The organism is Methylophaga pinxianii, from assembly GCF_020447225.1.
Taxonomy (GTDB): Bacteria; Pseudomonadota; Gammaproteobacteria; order Nitrosococcales; family Methylophagaceae; genus Methylophaga; species Methylophaga pinxianii.
The window spans coordinates 38,519-60,732 of the sequence record NZ_JAJAEO010000178.1 but is presented as its reverse complement, the minus strand read 5'-3'; the positions used below and the strand labels follow the sequence as shown (position 1 = coordinate 60,732).

The following is a 22,214-nucleotide window of genomic DNA, read 5'->3' as shown; positions in this document are numbered from 1 at the left end:
ATATTTTCGCCCATCAAGGTAATAATTACCATCATCTGACATGATATAGTTGCGTGCTGAAAATCAAGATGGAACTTTATATGCGTACTCTTTACCCTGATATCGAGCCTTTTCACAGTCAGCTATTACTTCGTGAAGAAATGCCTGATGGTCGACGTCATGAAGTTTATTTTGAACAGTGCGGTAATCCCGAGGGAATCCCGGTCATATTTCTGCACGGTGGACCCGGCTCAGGATGTCGACCGCAACATCGCTGTTATTTTGATCCGGCGCAGTACCATATCATTTTATTTGATCAACGCGGTTGCGGCCGTTCTTTACCCTCTGGTGAATTGCAACATAACACTACGGACTATCTGATTGCAGACATGGAAGCCATTCGCGAGCTGCTGAAGATTGATAAATGGATGTTGTTTGGGGGATCATGGGGAGCGACTTTAGCCTTGGCTTACGCGCGCCAGTATTCACAATATGTCTCAACACTGGTGTTACGAGGAACATTTCTCGGCAGACAACAGGATATTGATTGGGTTTACAGTGCAGGTGGTGCATCCAGAGTATTTGCCGAAGCCTGGCATGCGCTGGTAAAAGACCTCCCCACTGCAGATCAAACCAGTCCATTAGCGCATTATTATCAACAGTTAACCGATGAAGATGAGCACAAGCAGCGCGTTGCTGCTGATACATTACAAAACTGGGAAGCTACCATCGTCATGCTGCGGGATCAGCATTATGTTGCCGAAGCAGAATCCTCTCCAGGGCCTTTGGCACACTCTCGGATTCAATTGCATTATGCCTTGAATAGCTGTTTTCTGGCCGACAAACCGCTACTGGAAAGCATTGATCACATAAATCATATTCCTGCTGTCATTATTCATGGGCGATACGATATGGTGTGTCCAATGCAGCAATCATGGGAAGTATCTCAACGCTGGCCAACTGCTCGATTTGAAGTACTGCCTTTGGCAGGACATGCTGCGAGTGAGCCGGCAATTATTGATGCGCTGGTCAGAACCACCGATGAACTGGCAGCGAAGTTGGCATGATTGCATTATTACAACGTGTCAGCCAGGCAAGTGTCACCGCAGATAACCAACAAACCATTGCACAAATTGGTTCTGGATTATTGGTACTCATTGGTGTGGAAAAAGCAGACACCCATGCTATCGCTGATCGTTTGCTGCAGCGCATCGTAAGTTATCGTGTGTTTAGCGATGCAGACAATAAAATGAATTTGAGTTTGCAGGATATTTCCGGCGATCTATTATTAGTACCACAATTCACTTTGCCCGCTGATACTCGCAGAGGTAATCGCCCCAGTTTTACCCCTGCCGCTTCACCTGAGCAAGGCAAACTGTTGTTTGATCATTTGCTGGCACGGGCACGTCTTTTGCCTAATCTTGTTGAGGCGGGTCGGTTTGGCGCTGACATGCAAGTTTCACTTACCAATAATGGTCCGGTCACTTTCTGGTTACAGGTTAATTAATTCGGATATTTATGCGTATATTGCTCAAATTTTTACTTGGTACGGTGTTAGTTATTATCGGTATTGCGGCGTTAATGCTTGTACCCTCACCTCAACCCGATGCTCCCAAACCATGGGAAATCACGGTTATGCCTGACAATCAAATTGAAGTTATGGGAGTGCATTTAGGAACGACAACTTATGCAGAAATGCAGCAAATGTGGCGTGAAGCCGGTGAAGTGGCTTTATTTATCAGTGAAAATGAACGTATTACTGCAGAAGTATTTTTTGAATCGATCAATCTGGGAGGCCTTTCCGCCCGTGTCGTGGCAAATCTGCAGATTGATGAAGACGAGTTAAATGCTATGGCTTCTCGTGCTGCTTCGGCCAAGCTTCAACCCAGCGGAGCACGACGCTATGATCCGGCATTTGATGATAAACAACGGTTTCTGGCTGCGCCCGTCACGGTAATCACCTATATCCCTTCAGTGCGAATTGATGACGAAATGGTGCGCAACCGATTTGGTGAGCCTAATGAAATTCGCCCGGAATCAACAGAAAGTCTCGCACAAATCTGGGACTATCCCGCTTATGGCCTAACCATTAGACTGCACCCGGAAGAACGACCTGTATTGACTTATACTGCTCGCACGCCTTGATCGGTTCGTTTTATATATTCCATTAACTCATTTAAATTGATGGCTTTGCTGAAATAAAATCCCTGAGCACGTTTACACTGACTTTTTTGTAAAAATGCCAGTTGCTCTGCCGTTTCAACACCTTCAGCAACCACTTGCAAAGCAAGACTGTTAGACATCGCCAATATGGCATTTACGATAGCAGCATCATCGTTATCTTCTGTGACATCACGGACAAATGTACGGTCGATTTTTAATACATTGAGCGGAAATTGCTTCAAATAAGACAATGATGAATAGCCTGTACCAAAATCATCAATTGCCAGTGTGATGCCCAACAAGCTTAATTCACCCAAGGTTTGTACCGCTTGCTCAGTATTTTCCATTAACAGGCTCTCAGTAATTTCCAGCTCCAGATTTTTCGCTGGCATCCCGCTCTTTTCTAATAATTCACGGATAAAATTGACCAGGAAATTACCTTTGAACTGGCGGCCTGAAAGATTAACCGCCATTAAAAAATCATCTGGTAAAGCGGCATGATTTGCCATAAAGGCTTCACAGGTTTTCTTCAACACCCATTCGCCTACCGTATTAATCAGACCCGTATCTTCCAATACGGGCACAAATATAGCTGGCGAGACATCACCCCATTGTTCGGTATGCCAGCGTAATAGCACCTCGGCCCCCGCTACGCGTCCTGTTTCCAGTTCAATCTGAGGTTGAAACTGTAAATAAAACTCCTGTAGCTCTACAGCCCGTCGTAAGGCAGTTTCCATTGCTAAACGCTGTGATGCCTGTGCATTCATTTCCGAAGAATAAAACTGAAAATTATTACGTCCGGTGCTCTTGGCATAATACATAGCCGCATCGGCATTACGCACCAGCATATCCACATCACGGCCATCTGCGGGGTATAAGCTTATACCGATACTTGGGCTGATATTCACTTCAATGTTATCCAGCATATATGGCAGTGAGGTTGTGCTCAGAATTTTTTCAGCAATTTTCCCGACATATTGGGCCGAGTGAATTTCTTCGAGGATCACGGTAAATTCATCCCCTCCCAATCTGGCAACCGTATCACTCTCACGAACACAGGAGCGAATTCGACGTCCCACCTCACATAACAAAATATCGCCGGCTTTATGACCTAGCGAGTCGTTTATGTGCTTGAAGTGGTCCAAATCGAGGAAAAAGACGGCCAGACGGCCATTTTGACGTTGTGCTTTATGAATAGCGTGCTCAAGTCGATCCTTGAAGACACCGCGATTGGGTAATCCGGTCAAAATATCGCTGCTGGCCAGACGTGTCAGCCGCTCTTCATTCTGTCGTTGATAGGTAACATCTTCATAGAGCCAGATAGCACCTTCTAAGGGATTTTCCGGATCAATCACCTGTCCGGCAACGGCGCACCAGAATTTCTCTCCATTAGCACGCACCATTTCTACTTGGGCTTCAAAATTTATGGCTTCTGCAAGTGCGGTATAGGCTTGTTCACCAAATCGCTCAAATGCTTCTTCGCTTGGGTGCAGACAAAGGGTGCTTTGGCCTTCAATATCTTCCCTGGAAAACAAAAACAGTTGTTCGAATTTATTATTGACCCGAATGATCTGACGATTTTTGATGAAAGCGATGCCCACCATGGCATTTTCGAGAATGGCATTTAATTCATTACTGGTTTGTACTAATGCCAGTTTGGTCCGTTTCCAGGCACTTATATCTGAAATAACACACACCCAGATATCATCGTCAAACTCAGATAACGGGCTGAGCGATAACCACATGGAAAAGGTTTCACCGAACCAGTTTTGCCCTTCAAACTCCCGATTATCTTTTTGTGTTTCTGCGATATCACTCAGTGAGATAATCGTCTCGGATGGCGCAAAAAAATGTAATAAATTCTGGCCTTTCAGCTGGCTTTTGGTCGCCTGCAATATTTTTTCGGCAGCGGGATTACAAGAACTGATGGCGCCATCGGCCTGTAATGCCAGAATCGCTTCTGGCACACCATTTAAAATGGCACGGATCCGCGCTTCCCGTATTTCCAACGAATGTTTGGTCTCATCCAGTTTTGCGATCAATGTTTGAGTTTGTGCCGCAAAAACATTGAAATCATTGGCCAATAAATTAAATTCATTGCGGCCATCGTTAGTTAACATACGCGTATCAAACTTTTGTGCAGATAAGTCGTGCATTGCTTTACGCAAGCGCTGCATCGGCTGATTAATACGCGCCATCATTGTAAGAACAAACCAGGTTATTCCTAATGCAATCACGAGACAGCTGATAATCATCCACCATCTTGCTGTTTTTGCCAGATTGGCCGACTCCTGTGCTCTGCTTAACCCCTTCTCTCCAACTCTGGCCGAGAGATTATTCAGGTTCAGCATGAGCACTTCTAGAATATTTAATCCCTGCTGTTGCACCAGCCTGGATTTGTCATAGGTTTCGATCTGCTGTGTCCGTAGTTGATAGACGGAGTTAGTATCATCGACTACCTGCCGGATAAAATTATCTATCTCTTGCTGTAACTTATCAGCTAAAGACAATAAATCCGGGTAGTTCTGTAAGTGCTGTTTAATCAGCACAATATCATTTCGCAATATCGATTCCAGCTCGCGGATATCATTTTCACGCAGGCTGAGCAGTAAGTCAGAATTTTCTGCCTCGCGAATCTGCTGACTTAATTGCGATATACGCAACACATTGAGCATTAATGAGTAACTGCTTCGTTCAACTTCACTGTATTGCTGTATTAGATTGGCTGTCTCAGACTGAGTTGACGGCTCAAGAGCACGAAGCGATTGCATTTGCCGAGTCAAGGTTAAATCAATTTTTCCAGTAATGGCCTCGGCTAATCCCTGAATCTCTTCTGCCAACAAAGACACACTTTTAGCTCGTTGTTCGAGCTGTTCTGACAATTGATGTTGGAACTGCATCTGTTCCAGTAACAAGCTGTCCGTTACAAGAAATTGCTGATAATAATCACTCAATACCGTGGTTAACTCTGGCGCAATGTCCAGTTGCTGCACACTTTTTAATAGTCGTTGCCATGAATGTTCAAATGCCGCTTCCAACGGCGCACGAGGCGGAACATTAGCCAGTTCATCCGCATTTCGGACACTGATAATCTGTTTTTGTCTGGAAATAAAGGCGGCAGCGCTGGTACTAATCTGTCTTGCATTATCAACCAGTGGAAATACTTGTTCAGTAAGCTGTAACTGACTTTTAGTGTAATGATGATGACTGAATAACGTGATCGCTGCCATCACCAATACCATTAAAACTGTAATCACAGCCCAGAAATGCAAAAGACTACGGATGCTCCAATTCTTAAACATTTTTTCCCTGTTCATATTGTTACATCCTGTTAATGAAGCTATTGTGGCAACTCAAGCGCATGCCATTCGAATGACTGAAATACCCCATTTTGTAACTTGCTTAACCAGACCTTGTTACTTGCGGGCTGTTGATGGTTTGAAAGCTCAATATTACTGCCCAGACCAATATCTAAATCATTGAGCTCAACTAATGCATTAATCACCGATTCCCGATCGATAGGTCCATTAATGCTCTGCAAAGCCTGACAGAATACTTTTGCAACAATGTACCCCTCCAAAGACACTGTATTCGGCAGCAGTTGCTCATCATATTCATATAAAGCCTGACGATACTCTCTCACTAGCGGTAAATCGGTATCCGTTTCCGGGACCACCTGACTGACCAATACATTTGCTTTGATTCCCTTTAAGGACTTTTCCAAAGCATGACTGCCCACAAAAGAAACATTTACAAACCACAAATCGGGTCTATCAGTATGTAACAGTTTGATAAATTTGGCCGATGGAGCGTAACTGCCGCCCATCAAAATGACTTTGGGCGCTTTTTTTGCTTTTAATATCGTCGCAACGGCTCTTTCCACATTGAGAGTATTACGTGAGTAATAGGCATGTGTCAGAAAATCTACCTGATAAACCCCCTGGGCCTTTAACGCACTCACTGCCGCCTGATAAACGGCATTTCCATAGCTGTCCTGCTGGGTAAAAAACGCAATTTCATCGGGTTTAATCCCCACCTCCAATAAACCATTTATCAAAGTCTCAACTTCTTGACGGTAACCCGGTCGATAATTAATGACATATAGACTGGGTGGTTCACGCCTTAAAACTTCACCACCAGAAAAAGCACCCACCAATGCAACCTGGTATTGTTCAGCTATGGGTACCGTCACAACAGCCGTTGGCGTGCCAACATTTCCCATAACCGCCACGACTTGATGCTGATGAATCAATTGCCGCATATTGGCTGCGGCTTTTTCCGGTTCATAGGCATCATCCAAAGCCAGTAGTTCAAGTGTTTGCCCTTGAATACCACCGCGCTGATTTACTTTGGAAAAATAGGCATTTATTCCGGCCTGCATTGACAACCCCATCTCGGATAATGGGCCAGTTAATGCACTACTCATGCCAATACGGACTTCTGCCGCTAGCACATTTTCAGTGAATAGAAGACTGATACAGGATAGTAAAAAAATCCTAATCAGATTTTGTTTCATTATTATCTTCGTTATTTTCTGACTCTGATGCTGTGCCATTTTCTTTTGGATGCTCATCGTCATCCATCAAAACTCGATTGGCAGCACCTTCCATATCGTCATATTGACCGCTGCGTACAGCCCAGAAAAAAACCACCACACCTACTAAACCCAGCAATAACATTCCAGGTAATAGTCCGTATATGACTTCCATGACCTACCTCTTAAATATTCGACTAATCCTGGCAGCATTACCAATGACGAGTAACGAACTTATCGGCATCGTGATTGCCGCCAGTAATGGACTGACTAATGCCATCATTGCCAATGGAACCATAATCACGTTATAGCTAATCGATAATACAATATTCTGATGAATCGTGCGCAGGGTGCGGGCTGCTAATTGCCGAGCTAATGCCACTTGGCTCAACTGATTATGCGACAATACAATATCGGCACTTTCAATCGACACATCAGTTCCGGAAGCCAAGGCAATACCCACATCAGCCTGGATTAATGCAGGGGAGTCATTAATGCCATCTCCAACCATTGCAACACAATCACCCTGTTGCTGGAGTTGTTGAATAAACTGACGTTTATCGCCTGGTAAGACTTCTGCCATGCGCTGGATATTACCCAACTCTGCGGTCACTGAATTCACAACCTGCTGACGATCTCCACTAAGAACTGTCACTTTTAAGCCCTGAGCAAGCATAGCTGTAATCATGCTTTTGGCATCTGCACGTAATGTATCGAATAAGCCCAAAACGCCAATGAGTTGTTGATCCTTGACCACAAACACACAGCTGATGCCACGTTGCTCTAATTGATTCACTTTTGATTGCCATTCACTATTCATCTCGACCTGGTGTGAGCGTATCCATTCCGCTGTGCCAACGAGAATTTTACTCCCGGCAATTTCCGCTTCCACACCTCGTCCAGGAGAAGCGTGAAAGGCCGATATCTCCAACAGCTCAAGAGCTTTTTCTTGAGCCGCAGAAATAATCGCTTTTGCAATACCATGTTCGGATTGTTGCTCTGCTGAGGCGGCAATTTGTAATAAAGATTGTGCTGTGGATCCCTCAACAGCCTGGCATTCAACCAACTTTAACCGTCCCTCGGTCAGCGTTCCCGTTTTATCAAACACGTAATGTGTTACTCGTGACAAGAATTCCAGCGCTTCGCCCTGCTTAATAAGAATTCCATTACTCGCCCCTACACCACTTGCCACAGCAATTGACATGGGAGTGGCCATTCCAAACGCACAGGGACAAGTCACAACTAACACCGAAGCTGCAGCAAGCAAGGCTTTTTCAAAATCACTTCCCACCCAGAACATAAAGGTCAATGTCGCGAGTGTCAGGGTGATAACAACAAACCAGGGAACAATTCTATCTGCCAGAGTTTGAATAGGTGCCTTGGAGGTTTGTGCCTCATCCATCAAGGCAATGATTTTCGCTAAAGCAGTATGTCTCAAGACTTGTTGGGCCCTGACAACAAAGGCGCCTTCTCCATTGATACTGCCCGCCACAACAGTATCATCACGTTGTTTACGAACCGGTTGTGACTCACCGGTAAGCATAGACTCATCGACGGCACTCTCACCTTCTGTGACTACACCATCAACAGGGATATTTTCGCCTGGCCGCACCAACACCAGATCACCAACCTTGACTGAACGAATGGGCTTTGTCTGTTGGATTCCCGCATCGATGACTGTTGCCAGCTTTGGTTGAAGCTCAAGCATTCTGCGCGTGGCCGATAATGCATTTCGTTTGGAAAGCGCTTCTAAATATCGTCCAATCAAAATAACAAAAATAAAGTTAACCACTGTATCAAAAAAAACTTCGCCATCCAGCGAGCCGGTAACTGTAATGTAGGTTGAATACAAAAATGTTGCTGTAGCACCGATAGCTATTGGCAAATCCATTGTCAGGTAGCGACTGCGCAGTCCGATAATCGCATTACGAAAAAAAGGATAACCGGAATAAAGTAAGGTTGGTGTAGCGATAAAAAATCCCACCCAGTGGAACAATTCGCGAAATTCATCTTCTGCGGCCCCGGAATAAAGGGCTATGGATACCCACATCAGATTCATCATGGCGAAACCGGCAAAAGCCATGCGGTAAAGCAATCCACGGTGACGTTTGGCTAATGCACCCTCTGCAGTTTCCGGGTCGAATGGAACCGCCGCATACCCAAGCCTGGCTAAATGCTGCATTAAAATGGATAAAGAGGTTTCGCGATTATCCCAACGAAGACGGCAGCGTTTTGCCGTCAAATTGACATCGACCGCTAGAACGCCCGGCAATTTATAAAGTGCATGCTCAATTAACCAGACGCAGGCAGCGCAATGTATCCCCTCAATTAACAGAAAGATTGTGCGTTTATCATCCAGTTGATCGACATAATCTGCCTGAATTTCATCAATGTCATAAGCTTGGAAGTCATTGGCTGTTTCTGGGGGTGGAGCAAGTAATTCCCCCTCCGGCGTTTTATTGTAAAAACTTTGTAACCCAGCGGCATAAATTGTCTGACAAGCCATCATGCAGCCATGACAACAGAACTGATGTGAAACCGATTGAATTTGTGCAGCAAATTCGCCTGGCTTTTGAACAGGAAGCCCACAATGAAAACAATCGCAGGTTTTTACTTGCGTGGTAGTTTCAGACAAAGGTTTTCAACTTACTCTTTAGCGTCGATTTAGGGATCGATATAAATACGCCGGGTGATCATAAATTCATCTTCACCACGTTTTGCTTCAACGATAATATCCCAATTCCCTGGCAGACCGAATTCGATATCAACTCCGTAACGACCAAGGCCTATCGGATTCATCTCAACTGAAAAGTCTTCACGCATATCCGATGGGCGATAGGCAAATAAGGTAACCGAATCCAATTCCACCGCGGTCGAATTTTTACCTTGGATAAGTACTTCATATGCTTGACGCTGATTCACTCGGCTATTTGGCGGAGCCATGATGACGCCATTCCAGCCCAGTTTTTTTTCCTGTTCAATTTGCAGTTCTTTTTGTGCATAGGTCTTTCCACGTTCGTAATAATCATCAACGACCAGATTCGGTGGCGATTTAAACGCCAGATACACAAAGATGATATTCATCGTCACAAAGGTGCATAAAAACACTAAAAAGCCCAATACCCATGGATTTTTTAATGCTTGTTTATTTTCTTGTGAAATAGCCATCATTTCGGCCCCATAAAAATGCTTTCGTATTGCACGGAAATATCTGGTTTCGAGACAACATTCGCAATAAAGGTAAGATGCTCCAGCTCTGTGTTGAGCTTATCATCAGGAATTCTAACCAGAGCTTGTAAGGGAATCACTTTGCCTGGTTCGATAATAACGCTCTCATCAATACCATGCAAAGTTGCACCGTCTAATCCACTGATAGCATATTTAACTTCCATGGCCTCATGTGTTTTATTAAGCATTTTGAGGGTATATCGATTCTGAATTGAGCCGTCACTTAGCTGAACAAACACCGGTTGGCGATTATGAATAACCTGGAACTCTGTGGTTGATAGTGTGGCAAACCCATAACCTACGCCCGACAAAGCAATCATTAAAATAAATGAATAAATTAAAACTCTCGGCCGCTTATATAAAGCCGCGGGCGCCGCATTATGATGTAAGTCTTTGTATGACGCGTAACGAATCAAGCCGCGAGGCTGATTGGTTTTATCCATAATACTGTCACAGGCATCGATACACATGCCACAGGTAATACAGCCTTCCTGTTGTCCTTTGCGGATATCAATGCCGGTAGGGCATACTGCAACACAAACCTTGCAATCAATACAGCTGCCCTTACTTGAATCCACAGCACCTTTTTTAAGTTTACCGCGAGGTTCTCCACGCTCGGCATCATAAGCAGGTAATACTGTATCCTGATCATACATAACTCCTTGCAGGCGTGCGTATGGGCAGAGCCAGAAACAAACCTGTTCGCGCATAAAACCAGCAAACACATAAGTTCCGACAGTAAACATGCCCAACACAATCCAGGCAGCCAAAGAGGCCTGAAGAGTAAAAAAGTCATGCCATAGCTGATATGCATCGGTAAACCAGGCTGCAAAGGTTACGCCGGTTAACAGGGCAATCGCCAACCATAGAGTGTGTTTTAAGGTGATTCGGGAAATTTTACTGACTGAAAGCGGCGCATTTTTAAATTTCATCGCCTTTTGTGGAGTATCGCCCTCAAGCCGGGTTTCGATGAATGTAAAGACATCTGTCCAGACTGTTTGAAAACAGAAATAACCACAAAATACTCGACCCGCAATACTGGTTACCGCTGCCAGCAATATGGCAAAAAATAATAAGGTCAGTGATAGCATCCAGATATCTTGAGGAAAAATAGTGATATCTAGAAAATTAAATTGACGATTAGGGATATCGAAAAGAATAGCTTGCTTGCCATCCCACCGTAAGTAAGGTCCGATAAAGAAAATTAACCAAACGGACATGCCAAACCATTTAAGTCGTCTAAATCGACCTGACATACGTTTCGCTACAACTTTACTGCCGCCGGCATTCACATGCCAGTCAGAGACCTCATCATAGATGTCATTAATATTGGGTTCAGCTGACTTTAGTTGTTCCGACACGGTTTAAACCTCACACACCTTATCCGATGGAATTGTATCATGCCTTCACACATAAGCATTTACTAATTTAGTTTTTGACCTACAAAAAAGGCCGATTCAATCGGCCTTTTTTAATATTAATTCTCAGTTTAATTATCGTTGGAACTGTCTTCCATGTTTTTGATGACTTTGTAAGCAATCACAGCGATAACGACGATTGTCATTACTACGCTTACAATCGCACCAATGGCAACTGCATCTAATCCCATATCAATCTCCCGATTTAAACCAACCTTAATTACTGTTGGATATTACGCTTTATTCGCCACCACCCAACTGATGGACATAAATAGCCAGCTTTTTGATTTCGGTTTCTGAGAGTCGTTCGGTTTCATCACCTTCATAATATTCTTCAGGGTCATCACCATACTCTTCAGCTTCTAGACGAACAGCCAGTTTTTCATTCCAGGCAGGCATGACAGCAATACGAGTTTGTGGGTCATTTGCTGCATTAACGCCATGCAGGATGGTATGTCGAATTTCATCTGGCTCACCAGAGAAACGCCAAACCTTGTCGGCTAAGTTTGCAGAACCAAGTTGCTGAATACCTTTCGCATCTGCACCATGGCAAGCGACACAACCTTTTTCGTTATAGAGCTTCCATTGCGCTTCTGTGGCTTCACCATTGGAATTGTTCACTACAAACTGCACCAGTTCATCCACTTCTGCTTCCGATAGCAATTCAGCATGGGCTGGCATCATACCTTGACGCCCTTTTGCCAGGGTCTCAATGATTTTTTCTACTGTGCCACCATATAACCAATCGTCATCAGCAAGAATCGGATAACCAGAGCCTGGCTGTGGATAACCACCTACCCCGTGACAAGCGGCACAATTATCTCCATAAAGCACTTTGCTTGAACCTACTGCATAGCGAAGTAACTCATCATCTTCAAGAACTTCAGCCGCTGACATAGCTTCAATACGATCTTCAAACGGAGCACGCTTTGCCTCAATTTTTTCCATATCCTCTTTGTATTCATTAATTTGGGTCCATCCCAAAACACCTTTTGTATTGCCCGTCACTAAAGGCAGTGATGGATACAAAATAAAATAGACCAGAACTAACAAACCACTCAGGTATAAGGCTATTGTCCACCAGCGTGGAGGTGGATTGGTTAACTCTCTGATGCCATCCCATTCATGACCAGTATCAGGGCAGTCATGCGGATTTTTATTGTTATCAGCCATCATTTTTCTCCGAATTTATATCGTCATCTCTTAGTGGCAAGTCACGATGCGATTCAAGCTTTTTTTTATTTTTAGGTCTCAAGGCCCAGAAATACATCCCAAACATTAGTAAGAAAATAATGACCGTCAGTATCGTTCCTACCCAATCGCTTACGGTCATCGCAGACCAATTTGTCTCGAAATAAGACAGAAAATCACTCACGGTAATCTCTGCCTGGTTCAAATTGAATCATCGTGCCGAGCACTTGCAAATAAGCAACTAAAGCCTGCATTTCTGTTTTGCCTTCTACCGCTTCTGCTGCACCCAGAATTTCTTCATCGCTATATGGCACACCCAGTACTTTCATTGCTTTAAGGCGTTTCTCCATACCTTCACCATCAATAGTAGATTCATCTAACCATGGATAACGAGGCATAACTGACTCTGGTACAACAGAACGAGGATCGCGTAAATGTTGAATATGCCAAGCATCGGAGTATTTCCCACCCACACGCGCCAAATCCGGACCGGTACGTTTTGATCCCCATTGGAATGGGTGATCATATTTCGACTCAACAGCTAATGAGTAGTGACCATAACGATCTTTTTCGTCACGGAAGGGACGAACCATCTGTGAATGACACAGATAACAACCTTCACGCTGATAAATATCTCGACCAGCCAACTCTAAAGCTGTATATGGACGTACGCCCTGCAGTTCTTCATATTCCGGATAAACATCATCTTCAAATGTATTCTCCAGATAAAATAACGGGACGATTTCCACAATACCACCAACCGATACCACTAATGCTGTGGCCAAAACCAGGCCCCACACATTTTGCTCTACCCACTCTTGAAAACTAATGCGTTTATTAGATTTTTTAGCCATGCTGATACCCTCAAATATTCGCTGCAGTTGCCATTTCGGCAGATGGTTTTGCAATCGCGCGGCGAATAGTCACTGTTACGTTAAACAGCATGATGACCGCACCCAGGAAGAAGATCAGTCCACCAATCGCACGCATTGCGTAATAAGGGTGCATCTGTGCGACTGATTCAACAAAGGTATAAGCCAAATTGCCATACTCGTCATAAGCACGCCACATCAAACCTTGCATGATTCCTGATACCCACATTGCTGTGATATAAATCGCTGTACCGATGGTTGCCATCCAGAAATGCAGGTTGACCAGTTTGACCGAATACATGGTGGTACCCCACATACGTTCTACCATATGGTACAACGCACCTACCGACACCATTGCCACCCAGCCAAGCGCACCAGAGTGAACGTGACCAATAGTCCAGTCAGTGTAATGTGATAATGCATTAACTGTTTTCGATGCCATGACTGGACCTTCGAAGGTCGACATGGCATAAAACGCCAGAGAAACAATCAGGAAACGTAAGATATAGTCAGTACGTAATTTATCCCATGCGCCGCTCAAGGTGAACATACCGTTTAATGCTCCACCCCAAGAAGGAATAATCATCGCAAGCGAAATGGCTGCACCCAGCGAGCCAGTCCAGTCAGGCAAAGCGGTATATTGAAGATGATGCGCTCCTAACCAGACATAACCAAATACCAGTGCCCAAAAATGGATAACTGAAAGGCGGTATGAATAAACCGGACGGTTTGCCTGTTTAGGAACGAAATAATACATGATGCCTAAGAAGCCTGCTGTCAGGAAGAAACCCACCGCGTTATGACCCCACCACCATTGAATCATCGCATCCTGAACACCGGAAAAGATGGAGTATGACTTCCACATGCTGACAGGAATAGACAAGCTATTTACGACGTGAAGATATGTGATCATGATCATCATTGCCAGGAAGAACCAGTTGGCAACATAGATGTGTGAAACCTTACGCACGGATAAGGTCATGATGAAATTGAACATGTAGCTTATCCAGACCACCGCAATTAAAATATCCAGCGGCCATTCCAGTTCAGCGTATTCTTTTGATTGCGTTAAGCCTAAAGGTAAAGTGATGATTGCGCCAAGAATAATCAGGTTCCAGCCCCAGAAGGTGAACCATGCCAGTTTATCGCTCCACAGTCTTACGCCAGAGGTCCGCTGAACAACATAAAATGCTGTTGCCATCAATGTTGAACCACCAAAAGCAAAAATTACTGTGTTGGTATGCAATGGACGTAAACGACCAAAACTAATATAAGGATTATCAAAATTTAGATCTGGCCAGGCTAGTTGCGATGCAATAAATACACCCATGCCTGTTCCAGCAACCAAATAGACACACGCCATATAGGCGAACCATTTGACTACTTCAAAGTTGTACTGTTGTTTCGCCTGCATAGCGATCACACCTTCTCTCTCATGAAAATTCTTTCACTGCTTCATCTAATTATTTTCAGAAACAGAACCCAATTTCATACTGCCTAACAATCAAGCTCAGTGAATTTTACCGCAAAACAACTTTGTTGATGATTTCAAATCCGTGATCCAGATCAAGTTTGCTGACTTTGCTGAGTCTTTTGTCACAGTTTGCTAGTTACGCTAAGTCTTTTCCTTACTTAACGGGAATCAAACTAGGAGAATTTTCCTGACTTCATCAGGTGGGGTCAAGCTTTAGCATTTAACGTGTTTTTACAATCACTAATAAATAACGTAAAAACAATGGCTTAAACCCTAAGTTTAATATGGGTATTTATCTTTTAAATCACCCATCCGAAGCTTTCATCCGCACTAACTTTAAAAGTAAATAAGTACGATTGGCTTTCTACCTTCATTGAGTAGCAGGTTATAGGTTCGACAAGCAGCCCCCAGGGACATCATTTCGAGTGAAATGCCATATTCTGCGAATTTACGACTGAGTTTTAAAGAATGAGCTGTAATGCCATCGTCATTGACCAAAATGACAACATCAGCATTAAAAGATTGGATCTGCTCTATGGCAGAGAGATTTTGCTCGGAGGCAAAACTATTGAGATCCAGCGCATCAAATACGCCTTCAGGAGATAATACACAATTGTGTGTAATGTGCTGCTGGGTTTGATTTGGAGCTTGAATCAGTAGAAAGCCGTCGCCATAGCTTTTAATTACGAGAGCGTCAGTAACGGCTTCCTGACTAATTTTCATTATTTGTTAAAAACCTGCGGCATTGTTAACGCGATCGCGTAATTCTTTCCCGGGTTTAAAATGTGGTACATATTTTTCATCAAGTTTAACGGATTCACCACTTTTTGGATTACGTCCCACTCTTGGTGGACGATGATGTAAGGTGAAACTACCAAACCCTCTGATTTCAATACGGTCACCACGTGACAGACAATCACTCATCTGTTCAAGAATTAACTTTACCGCTAGTTCAACGTCTCGGTAATTTAATAGAGATTGTTTTTCGGATAGTATTTCTATCAAATCAGACTTGGTCATAATTTCCTAGATTCCCGGCAGTAGACTTTGGGTTAGGCCCTAATACTTAAGGCAGCTGTATAACAAGAAAATAAGCATCCGGCTTACCACCGGATGCTTAATCAATGATCAGATTAACTGTCTTTCTGATTCATTTGTTCTTTCAGCAAATCACCTAAAGTGGTATTGCCGGAACTAACATTGCTGTACTCTTTCACTGCTTCAGATTCTTCTTGATCATCTTTCGCTTTGATCGACAAAGTCAGCGTGCGATCCTTGCGGGACATTCCAGTGAATTTAGCTTCCACTTCATCTCCGATATTCAACACCTTGCTCGCATCTTCAATGCGTTCACGTGAGATATCTGCCACACGGACATAGCCTTCAACACCTTCAGCCAATTCTACTGTTGCACCTTTAGCATCCACTGCTGTGACTTTACCGGTCACAACCGTACCACGTGGGTGTTCAGACAAATAAGCTGAGAATGGGTCATCCTGCAATTGTTTGATACCCAGGGAAATGCGTTCACGCTCAGGGTCGATAGCCAATACAACGGCTTCAACTTCATCGCCTTTTTTGAAGTCACGAATCAATTCTTCGTTTTCTTCTTCCCATGAGATATCTGACAAGTGAATCAGACCGTCAATGCCACCGTCCAGACCAATGAAGATACCGAAATCAGTGATGGATTTGATAGCACCGCTGACTTTGTCACCTTTATTATGAGTCATTGAGAACTCTTCCCATGGGTTGGTCTGGCACTGTTTAATACCCAGTGAGATACGACGACGTTCAGCGTCAATATCCAGAACCATCACTTCAACTTCGTCACCCAAAGTAACCAGCTTGGATGGGTGAACGTTTTTGTTGGTCCAGTCCATTTCGGACATATGAACCAGACCTTCAACGCCATCTTCGATTTCAACAAAGCAACCGTAATCTGCGATGTTGGTAACTTTACCTTGGATACGAGTGCTGTTTGGATAACGGCGCGCGATATCTTTCCATGGATCATCACCCAGCTGTTTCAGGCCTAACGATACACGTTCACGTTCTTTATCAAACTTCAGAACCTGAACATCGATTTCATCACCGATAGCAACGACTTCTGAAGGATGTTTAACACGTTTCCAAGCCATATCAGTGATATGCAACAGACCATCAATACCACCAAGGTCAACAAACGCGCCGTAATCTGTCAGGTTCTTAACGATACCTTTAACCACTTTGCCTTCTTCCAGTGTTTCCAGAAGTGCTTCGCGTTCAACACTGTTCTCAGCTTCCATAATGGCACGGCGAGAAACTACGATATTATTGCGTGGGCGATCCAGCTTAATTAGTTTGAACTCAAGCTCTTTGCCTTCGAGGTGTGAAGTATCACGAATAGGGCGTACATCAACCAGTGAACCTGGCAGGAAAGCACGAATGTTTTCCAGATCAACAGTGAAACCACCTTTGACTTTACCAGAGATAATCCCCAGAACGGTTTCGTTGGCTTCAAATGCGTGTTCCAATCTGATCCATGCTTCAGCCGCTTTGGCTTTTTCACGGGATAATTGTGTCGCACCAAATCCGTCTTCGAGTGTTTCCAGAGAAACATCGACCAAATCACCAACAGAAACGGTGATTTCACCTTTTTCGTTCATGAATTCGGCAACCGGGATAGCGCCTTCAGATTTCAGACCTGCATTAACCATAACAACATCAGGACCGACATTGACTACCGTACCGGTAACAATTTTGCCTGGTTGCATTGGGGTTGCGTTTAGACTCTCTTCAAAGAGATCAGCAAAGCTTTCGCTCATTATAAATATCCTTGATCCTGTATTAATAACAGAATCGCCCGTTAGACCTGCATGTGCAGGAAATTAACAAAAAACTTATCTGGAACACCCAAATAAGTACCCTAATAAATCAGTCAATTAATGCACTGACTTTTTCTAAAACAGCTTCAATTCCGAGTTGTGTTGAATCCAGAATAACGGCATCAGCGGCAGGCCGTAGTGGCGCTACCTCACGTTGCATATCCCGTTCATCACGTTCGGATATTTCAGCTACGAGATCGGAAAGGTTACTATCAATTCCTTTCTCTTTCAACTGCTTATATCGCCTCTCCGCCCTAACCTCGGCACTGGCTGTCAAAAAGACTTTAAATGCCGCGTCAGGAAACACTACCGTTCCCATATCGCGGCCGTCCGTTACCAAACCGGGAGGCTGACGAAAATCACGTTGTCGTTGTAATAAAGCTGTGCGAACGGCTGGAAATGCGGCAACTTTTGACGCCGCATTACCAGCCTGTTCTGAACGAATCAGCAGTGAAACATCTTCACCTTCCAGATTCACCTGTAACTGCCCCTGATTTAACAAAAACGTTACATCTAATTGCTCGGCTAATTCTGAAAGTGCCTTTTCATCAGCTAAATCAATGTGGTGTTTGAGTGCGGCTTGCGCTAAAACACGATAAAGCGCACCGCTGTCCAGATAATGCCAACCGAGTTTTTCGGCCATACGTTGAGCTAAGGTCCCTTTTCCTGATCCGCTGGGACCATCAATCGTTAAAACACGTACCTCAGACATCAAAAGCATCAATCTGTAAACCGCAATCAGTCGCTAATTCGACAAAATTCGGGAATGAAGTGGCAACATTGGCACAATCATTAATCTGTATGGTACCACCAGCCTGTAATGCTGCCATAGCAAATGACATGGCAATACGGTGGTCACCATGACTATCCACTTCTCCGCTGCCAATAACCCCGCCTTCGATCACTATGCCATCTGCTGTAGGCTGCGCGTTGATTCCAAGGGCTTGTAATCCATCTGCCATAACCTGAATACGATCACTTTCCTTAACCCGTAATTCTTCAGCATCGGTTAAAACCGTCCGACCTTCCGCGCATGCTGCGGCAATGAATATTGCCGGAAACTCATCAATCGCCAGTGGTACCTGGTCTGCCGGAATTTCAATACCGGTTAATGGAGAATAACGCACCCGAATATCGGCGACTGGCTCGCCTCCGGTCACGGTTTGATTGCTCAGACTGATATCTGCACCCATTTGTTTCAGTATATTGATGACGCCAATTCGTGTCGGGTTTATCCCGACATGTTGCAACGTTATATCCGATCCAGGCGCAATCGCCGCACCAACCATGAAAAAGGTTGCCGATGAAATATCTGCGGGAACATCAATCTGTGTTGCTGTTAATTTACCGCCACCTTGAATACTGATCCGGTTACCCTTTACTTGGACAGGATATCCCATACCCTGCAACATGCGTTCAGTATGATCACGTGTTGGTGCTGGCTCGGTGACGCTAGTGGTTCCTTCTGCATACATACCCGCTAATAACAGACAGGATTTCACCTGCGCACTGGCCATCGGTAAATCGTACTCAATCGCGGTAAGTTTGTTCCCACCATGAATCGTTAATGGAGGTTTACCATCTGTAGTATCAATCCGGGCCCCCATCAGTGTCAGAGGATCGGTCACTCGGCGCATGGGTCTAACGGATAAGGACTTATCACCGCTCATTGTCACATCGAAGGATTGCCCTGCCAGTAAGCCGCTTAATAGACGTATTGAGGTACCCGAGTTACCCACATACAAATCATTTTCGGGGGCTTTAAGTCCATGCATACCCACTCCATGCACAGTAACTTCACCATTGACGGGACCTTCAATCTTGACGCCCATCGCCCGGAAAGCGGCTAATGTCGCGAGGGCATCCTCTCCCTCCAAAAAACCGGTCACTTGTGTAATACCTTCAGCCAGGGAACCCAGCATGATTGAACGATGCGAGATGGACTTATCACCCGGTACACGGAAACTACCCGTTAACTGACCACCGGCCTGTACCACAAATTTACGATCTTGTTGCCCGCTCACGCTGCTGTTCACTCCCATTTACACTTCACTATTGTCTTGCAGATCAGGATCGGCAAAACGGGTATCTCTGGCCCGCTTAGCCCGGCCAAAAATATCGATAAGGTACTCACCATCATCTTGCCGAATCGCCTGTTCTATTTTATCGAGACCGTGACGATATTGTTGTAACAACTCTAAAATTGCGTTGCGGTTGCCTAAACAAATATCCCGCCACATCACGGCATCACTTGAGGCTATACGCGAAAAATCACGAAAGCCACCGGCGGCGTAACGTAACACTTCATCGCAGTCTTCACGTTGGGCTAACATCCCCACAAGATTAAAGGCTAAGACATGCGGTAAATGACTGGTAGCTGCCAGCACAACATCGTGATGTTCAACCTCCATTTCAAATACATCTGCACCGGCCTGTTGCCACATTTGGCGCACTTGTTGTAACGCAGAACTATCTGTCTCAGCTACAGGCGTTAACACTACGCGGTGTTGTTGGTAAAGTTCAGCAAAAGCAGCTGATGGCCCGCTTTTCTCAGTGCCGGCTATCGGATGTCCCGGGACAAACCGGTCAAATTTATCCCCCAAAGCCTGACGAGCCGCATCGACTACCTGCTGTTTGGCACTGCCGCCATCAGTGATAATTGCCTGAGACTTGAGATGTGGTGTTATTTGTTCAAACACGGATTGCATCGCGCCCATAGGTACTGCCACAAAGACCATATCAGCATCTGCAACAGCCTCGGCCAGAGATTCTGCCGCACAATCAATAATGCCAAGTGTCAATGCCTCATCACGTGCAGTCTTGGAACGCGAATATCCTGTGACTTGCTCCACCAGTCCGGCTTTTTTTAATGCCAGTGCCAGTGAACCACCAATCAGACCCACGCCGATAATTGCCAGATGCTTGATCATTTTGCCTCGGACAGACTATTAGCCAATGCTTCCAGACAGCGCTGATTTTCATGCTCGAGACCGATACTGATGCGTAAATGTGTTGGCAAACCATAACCTGCAACCGGTCGAACAATCACCCCTTGTTGTAACAGCTTTTCATAAATGTCTGCTGCGTTGGTGGCAACATCAACACAAATAAAGTTGGCCTTTGAAGGAATATAATTCAGGCCCAGTTCGTTAAAACCATCGATATATTGTTGCATGCCCTGCTGATTTACCTGCCTGGCCCGTTGCAAATAGTCTTCATCACCCAAAGCTGCTATTGCTGCACACATTGCCAAATGATTCACGTTAAAGGGTTGGCGCAAACGATTTAGCAGATCCGCAATCTCGGAACTCGATAAAGCAAACCCAACACGCAGACCAGCCAGACCATACGCTTTAGAAAATGTCCGACAAATAATTAAATTAGGAAAATCAGATAACCAGTCAATGCTGTTTACTTCTTCATCACCATATTCCACGTAGGCCTCATCCAGCACCACTATGACATTGTGAGGAACGGCTTTTAGAAAGCTATGAACTTCTTTTGCCGGTAAGTAAGTTCCAGTCGGATTGTTGGGATTGGCAATAAAAATCAGCTTTGTATTGGCTGTGATTGCATGTTGCATAGCGGAGAGATCATGACCATAGTCTTTGGCAGGTACTTCCAACAGCTTTGCACCTATCGCCTGAGCCACCAACGGATAGACGGCAAAGGCATGCTGAGCAAACATAACTTCATCTTCTGCTGTGGCAAAACAGCGAGCAATCAGTTCTAGAATATCGTTAGAACCATTACCCAGCGTAATCTGCGCTGCATCTACCTGAAATTTCTCAGCTAACGCCTGTTTCAACGAAAAGCCATTGCCATCGGGGTAACGGGTTAAATCACGTGTTGCCAGAGCAATCGCCGCTAATGAAGCTTGTGAGGGGCCGATCGGACTTTCATTAGAAGCCAGTTTGATGACATCTCTTACGCCATATTGACGCTGCAATTCTTCAATGGGCTTTCCAGGCACATAAGGCTGCAAACCCATAACACTTTCTACCGCTATATCACACAGATTCATTTTTGCTCCGCGGGTTTTCTGAAACTGTCCACAATCAATAACACAGCACCAATACAGATGGCCGCATCAGCGACATTAAAGGCTGGCCAATGATATGTCCCTACATACACATCTATAAAATCAATAACATACCCATGAATAAACCGATCGATCACATTGCCAATCGCACCGCCAATAATCAATGCAATAGCCGCGGCTTCAACTTTAGCCTGATTTTTTAACCGTGAGAGCCAGATGATCAATGCGATGGAAACAGAGACAGCCAGGCCAATGAAAAACCAGCGCTGCCAGCCGCCTGCGCCGGCCAGAAAACTGAACGCGGCCCCACTGTTATGTGCCAGTGTGAAATTGAAATACGGCATCACTGCGACGGTTTCGTAGAGATCCAGCCAATTCGACATAATAACTTTGGTCACTTGATCCAGGGTAATGATCAACGCACTTAGCCATAACCACTTCAACAT

Annotated in this window: 21 protein-coding genes; 3 read left to right on the top strand and 18 right to left on the bottom strand. The window is 44.7% G+C overall.

Annotated elements, in window-relative coordinates; all coding sequences use genetic code 11:
• The first annotated feature begins 80 nt into the window (after positions 1 to 80).
• From pip to LGT40_RS10850, 3 genes are read left to right on the top strand one after another with little or no spacing between them, the layout of a single operon-like run.
• The gene (gene pip, locus LGT40_RS10860; protein WP_226073998.1) at positions 81 to 1,046 is read left to right on the top strand and encodes a prolyl aminopeptidase; all 966 of its coding nucleotides are present in this window, start codon (positions 81 to 83) and stop codon (positions 1,044 to 1,046) included.
• Complete coding sequence (gene dtd, locus LGT40_RS10855; RefSeq protein ID WP_226073999.1) at positions 1,043 to 1,486, top strand: D-aminoacyl-tRNA deacylase; 444 nt, start codon at positions 1,043 to 1,045, stop codon at positions 1,484 to 1,486. Before pip ends, dtd begins: the two co-directional genes overlap by 4 nt.
• Before the next feature lie 11 nt (positions 1,487 to 1,497).
• Positions 1,498 to 2,124: a lytic murein transglycosylase gene (locus LGT40_RS10850; RefSeq protein ID WP_226074000.1), complete on the top strand. Its 627-nt coding sequence runs from the start codon at positions 1,498 to 1,500 to the stop codon at positions 2,122 to 2,124.
• Here the strand turns inward: LGT40_RS10850 and LGT40_RS16380 are convergent.
• The 18 genes from LGT40_RS16380 to lspA form a co-directional block, all read right to left on the bottom strand.
• Positions 2,103 to 5,459 carry an EAL domain-containing protein gene (locus LGT40_RS16380; protein WP_319000266.1) on the bottom strand — a complete coding sequence of 1,119 codons (3,357 nt, stop codon included), beginning with the start codon at positions 5,457 to 5,459 and terminating at the stop codon, positions 2,103 to 2,105. The two genes, LGT40_RS10850 and LGT40_RS16380, sit on opposite strands and share 22 nt — an antisense overlap.
• Before the next feature lie 23 nt (positions 5,460 to 5,482).
• Positions 5,483 to 6,658 carry an ABC transporter substrate-binding protein gene (locus tag LGT40_RS10830; protein ID WP_226074001.1) on the bottom strand — a complete coding sequence of 392 codons (1,176 nt, stop codon included), beginning with the start codon at positions 6,656 to 6,658 and terminating at the stop codon, positions 5,483 to 5,485.
• Entirely contained in the window at positions 6,639 to 6,851 is a 213-nt protein-coding gene (gene ccoS / locus LGT40_RS10825) for a cbb3-type cytochrome oxidase assembly protein CcoS (RefSeq protein ID WP_226074002.1), read from the bottom strand. Before ccoS ends, LGT40_RS10830 begins: the two co-directional genes overlap by 20 nt.
• Before the next feature lie 3 nt (positions 6,852 to 6,854).
• Positions 6,855 to 9,311, bottom strand: a complete 2,457-nt coding sequence (locus LGT40_RS10820) for a heavy metal translocating P-type ATPase (RefSeq protein WP_226074003.1) — start codon at positions 9,309 to 9,311, stop codon at positions 6,855 to 6,857.
• Between the two features lie 29 nt (positions 9,312 to 9,340).
• On the bottom strand, positions 9,341 to 9,847 hold the full coding sequence (locus LGT40_RS10815) for a FixH family protein (RefSeq protein ID WP_226074005.1): 507 nt from the start codon (positions 9,845 to 9,847) through the stop codon (positions 9,341 to 9,343).
• Positions 9,844 to 11,265, bottom strand: coding sequence for a cytochrome c oxidase accessory protein CcoG (gene ccoG / locus LGT40_RS10810; RefSeq protein WP_226074007.1), 1,422 nt, complete (start codon positions 11,263 to 11,265; stop codon positions 9,844 to 9,846). Before ccoG ends, LGT40_RS10815 begins: the two co-directional genes overlap by 4 nt.
• A gap of 297 nt (positions 11,266 to 11,562) precedes the next feature.
• Positions 11,563 to 12,498 (bottom strand): cytochrome-c oxidase, cbb3-type subunit III, encoded by a 936-nt coding sequence (gene ccoP, locus LGT40_RS10805; RefSeq protein ID WP_226074009.1) that lies wholly within the window; start codon positions 12,496 to 12,498, stop codon positions 11,563 to 11,565.
• The gene (locus tag LGT40_RS10800; RefSeq protein ID WP_226074138.1) at positions 12,488 to 12,655 is read right to left on the bottom strand and encodes a cbb3-type cytochrome oxidase subunit 3; all 168 of its coding nucleotides are present in this window, start codon (positions 12,653 to 12,655) and stop codon (positions 12,488 to 12,490) included. Before LGT40_RS10800 ends, ccoP begins: the two co-directional genes overlap by 11 nt.
• 34 nt (positions 12,656 to 12,689) lie before the next feature.
• Positions 12,690 to 13,367: a cytochrome-c oxidase, cbb3-type subunit II gene (gene ccoO / locus LGT40_RS10795; protein WP_226074016.1), complete on the bottom strand. Its 678-nt coding sequence runs from the start codon at positions 13,365 to 13,367 to the stop codon at positions 12,690 to 12,692.
• A 10-nt stretch (positions 13,368 to 13,377) separates the two neighbouring features.
• Positions 13,378 to 14,799: a cytochrome-c oxidase, cbb3-type subunit I gene (gene ccoN, locus LGT40_RS10790; protein WP_226074019.1), complete on the bottom strand. Its 1,422-nt coding sequence runs from the start codon at positions 14,797 to 14,799 to the stop codon at positions 13,378 to 13,380.
• A 396-nt stretch (positions 14,800 to 15,195) separates the two neighbouring features.
• A complete protein-coding gene (locus LGT40_RS10785; protein WP_226074021.1) occupies positions 15,196 to 15,582 on the bottom strand; it encodes an Mth938-like domain-containing protein in 387 nt (128 codons plus the stop codon).
• Positions 15,583 to 15,588: 6 nt separating this feature from the next.
• Positions 15,589 to 15,879 (bottom strand): integration host factor subunit beta, encoded by a 291-nt coding sequence (locus LGT40_RS10780; RefSeq protein WP_069296502.1) that lies wholly within the window; start codon positions 15,877 to 15,879, stop codon positions 15,589 to 15,591.
• Between the two features lie 113 nt (positions 15,880 to 15,992).
• The gene (gene rpsA / locus LGT40_RS10775) at positions 15,993 to 17,666 is read right to left on the bottom strand and encodes a 30S ribosomal protein S1 (RefSeq protein ID WP_226074023.1); all 1,674 of its coding nucleotides are present in this window, start codon (positions 17,664 to 17,666) and stop codon (positions 15,993 to 15,995) included.
• 109 nt (positions 17,667 to 17,775) lie between these two features.
• Positions 17,776 to 18,438 carry a (d)CMP kinase gene (cmk, locus tag LGT40_RS10770; RefSeq protein WP_226074032.1) on the bottom strand — a complete coding sequence of 221 codons (663 nt, stop codon included), beginning with the start codon at positions 18,436 to 18,438 and terminating at the stop codon, positions 17,776 to 17,778.
• A complete protein-coding gene (gene aroA, locus LGT40_RS10765) occupies positions 18,431 to 19,768 on the bottom strand; it encodes a 3-phosphoshikimate 1-carboxyvinyltransferase (RefSeq protein ID WP_264177878.1) in 1,338 nt (445 codons plus the stop codon). The genes cmk and aroA overlap by 8 nt, the downstream gene beginning before the upstream one ends.
• The gene (locus LGT40_RS10760) at positions 19,769 to 20,656 is read right to left on the bottom strand and encodes a prephenate dehydrogenase (RefSeq protein ID WP_226074036.1); all 888 of its coding nucleotides are present in this window, start codon (positions 20,654 to 20,656) and stop codon (positions 19,769 to 19,771) included. It abuts the gene before it with no gap.
• Positions 20,653 to 21,750, bottom strand: a complete 1,098-nt coding sequence (gene hisC / locus LGT40_RS10755) for a histidinol-phosphate transaminase (RefSeq protein ID WP_226074038.1) — start codon at positions 21,748 to 21,750, stop codon at positions 20,653 to 20,655. The genes LGT40_RS10760 and hisC overlap by 4 nt, the downstream gene beginning before the upstream one ends.
• On the bottom strand, positions 21,747 to 22,214 hold the full coding sequence (lspA, locus tag LGT40_RS10750; RefSeq protein WP_226074040.1) for a signal peptidase II: 468 nt from the start codon (positions 22,212 to 22,214) through the stop codon (positions 21,747 to 21,749). The genes hisC and lspA overlap by 4 nt, the downstream gene beginning before the upstream one ends.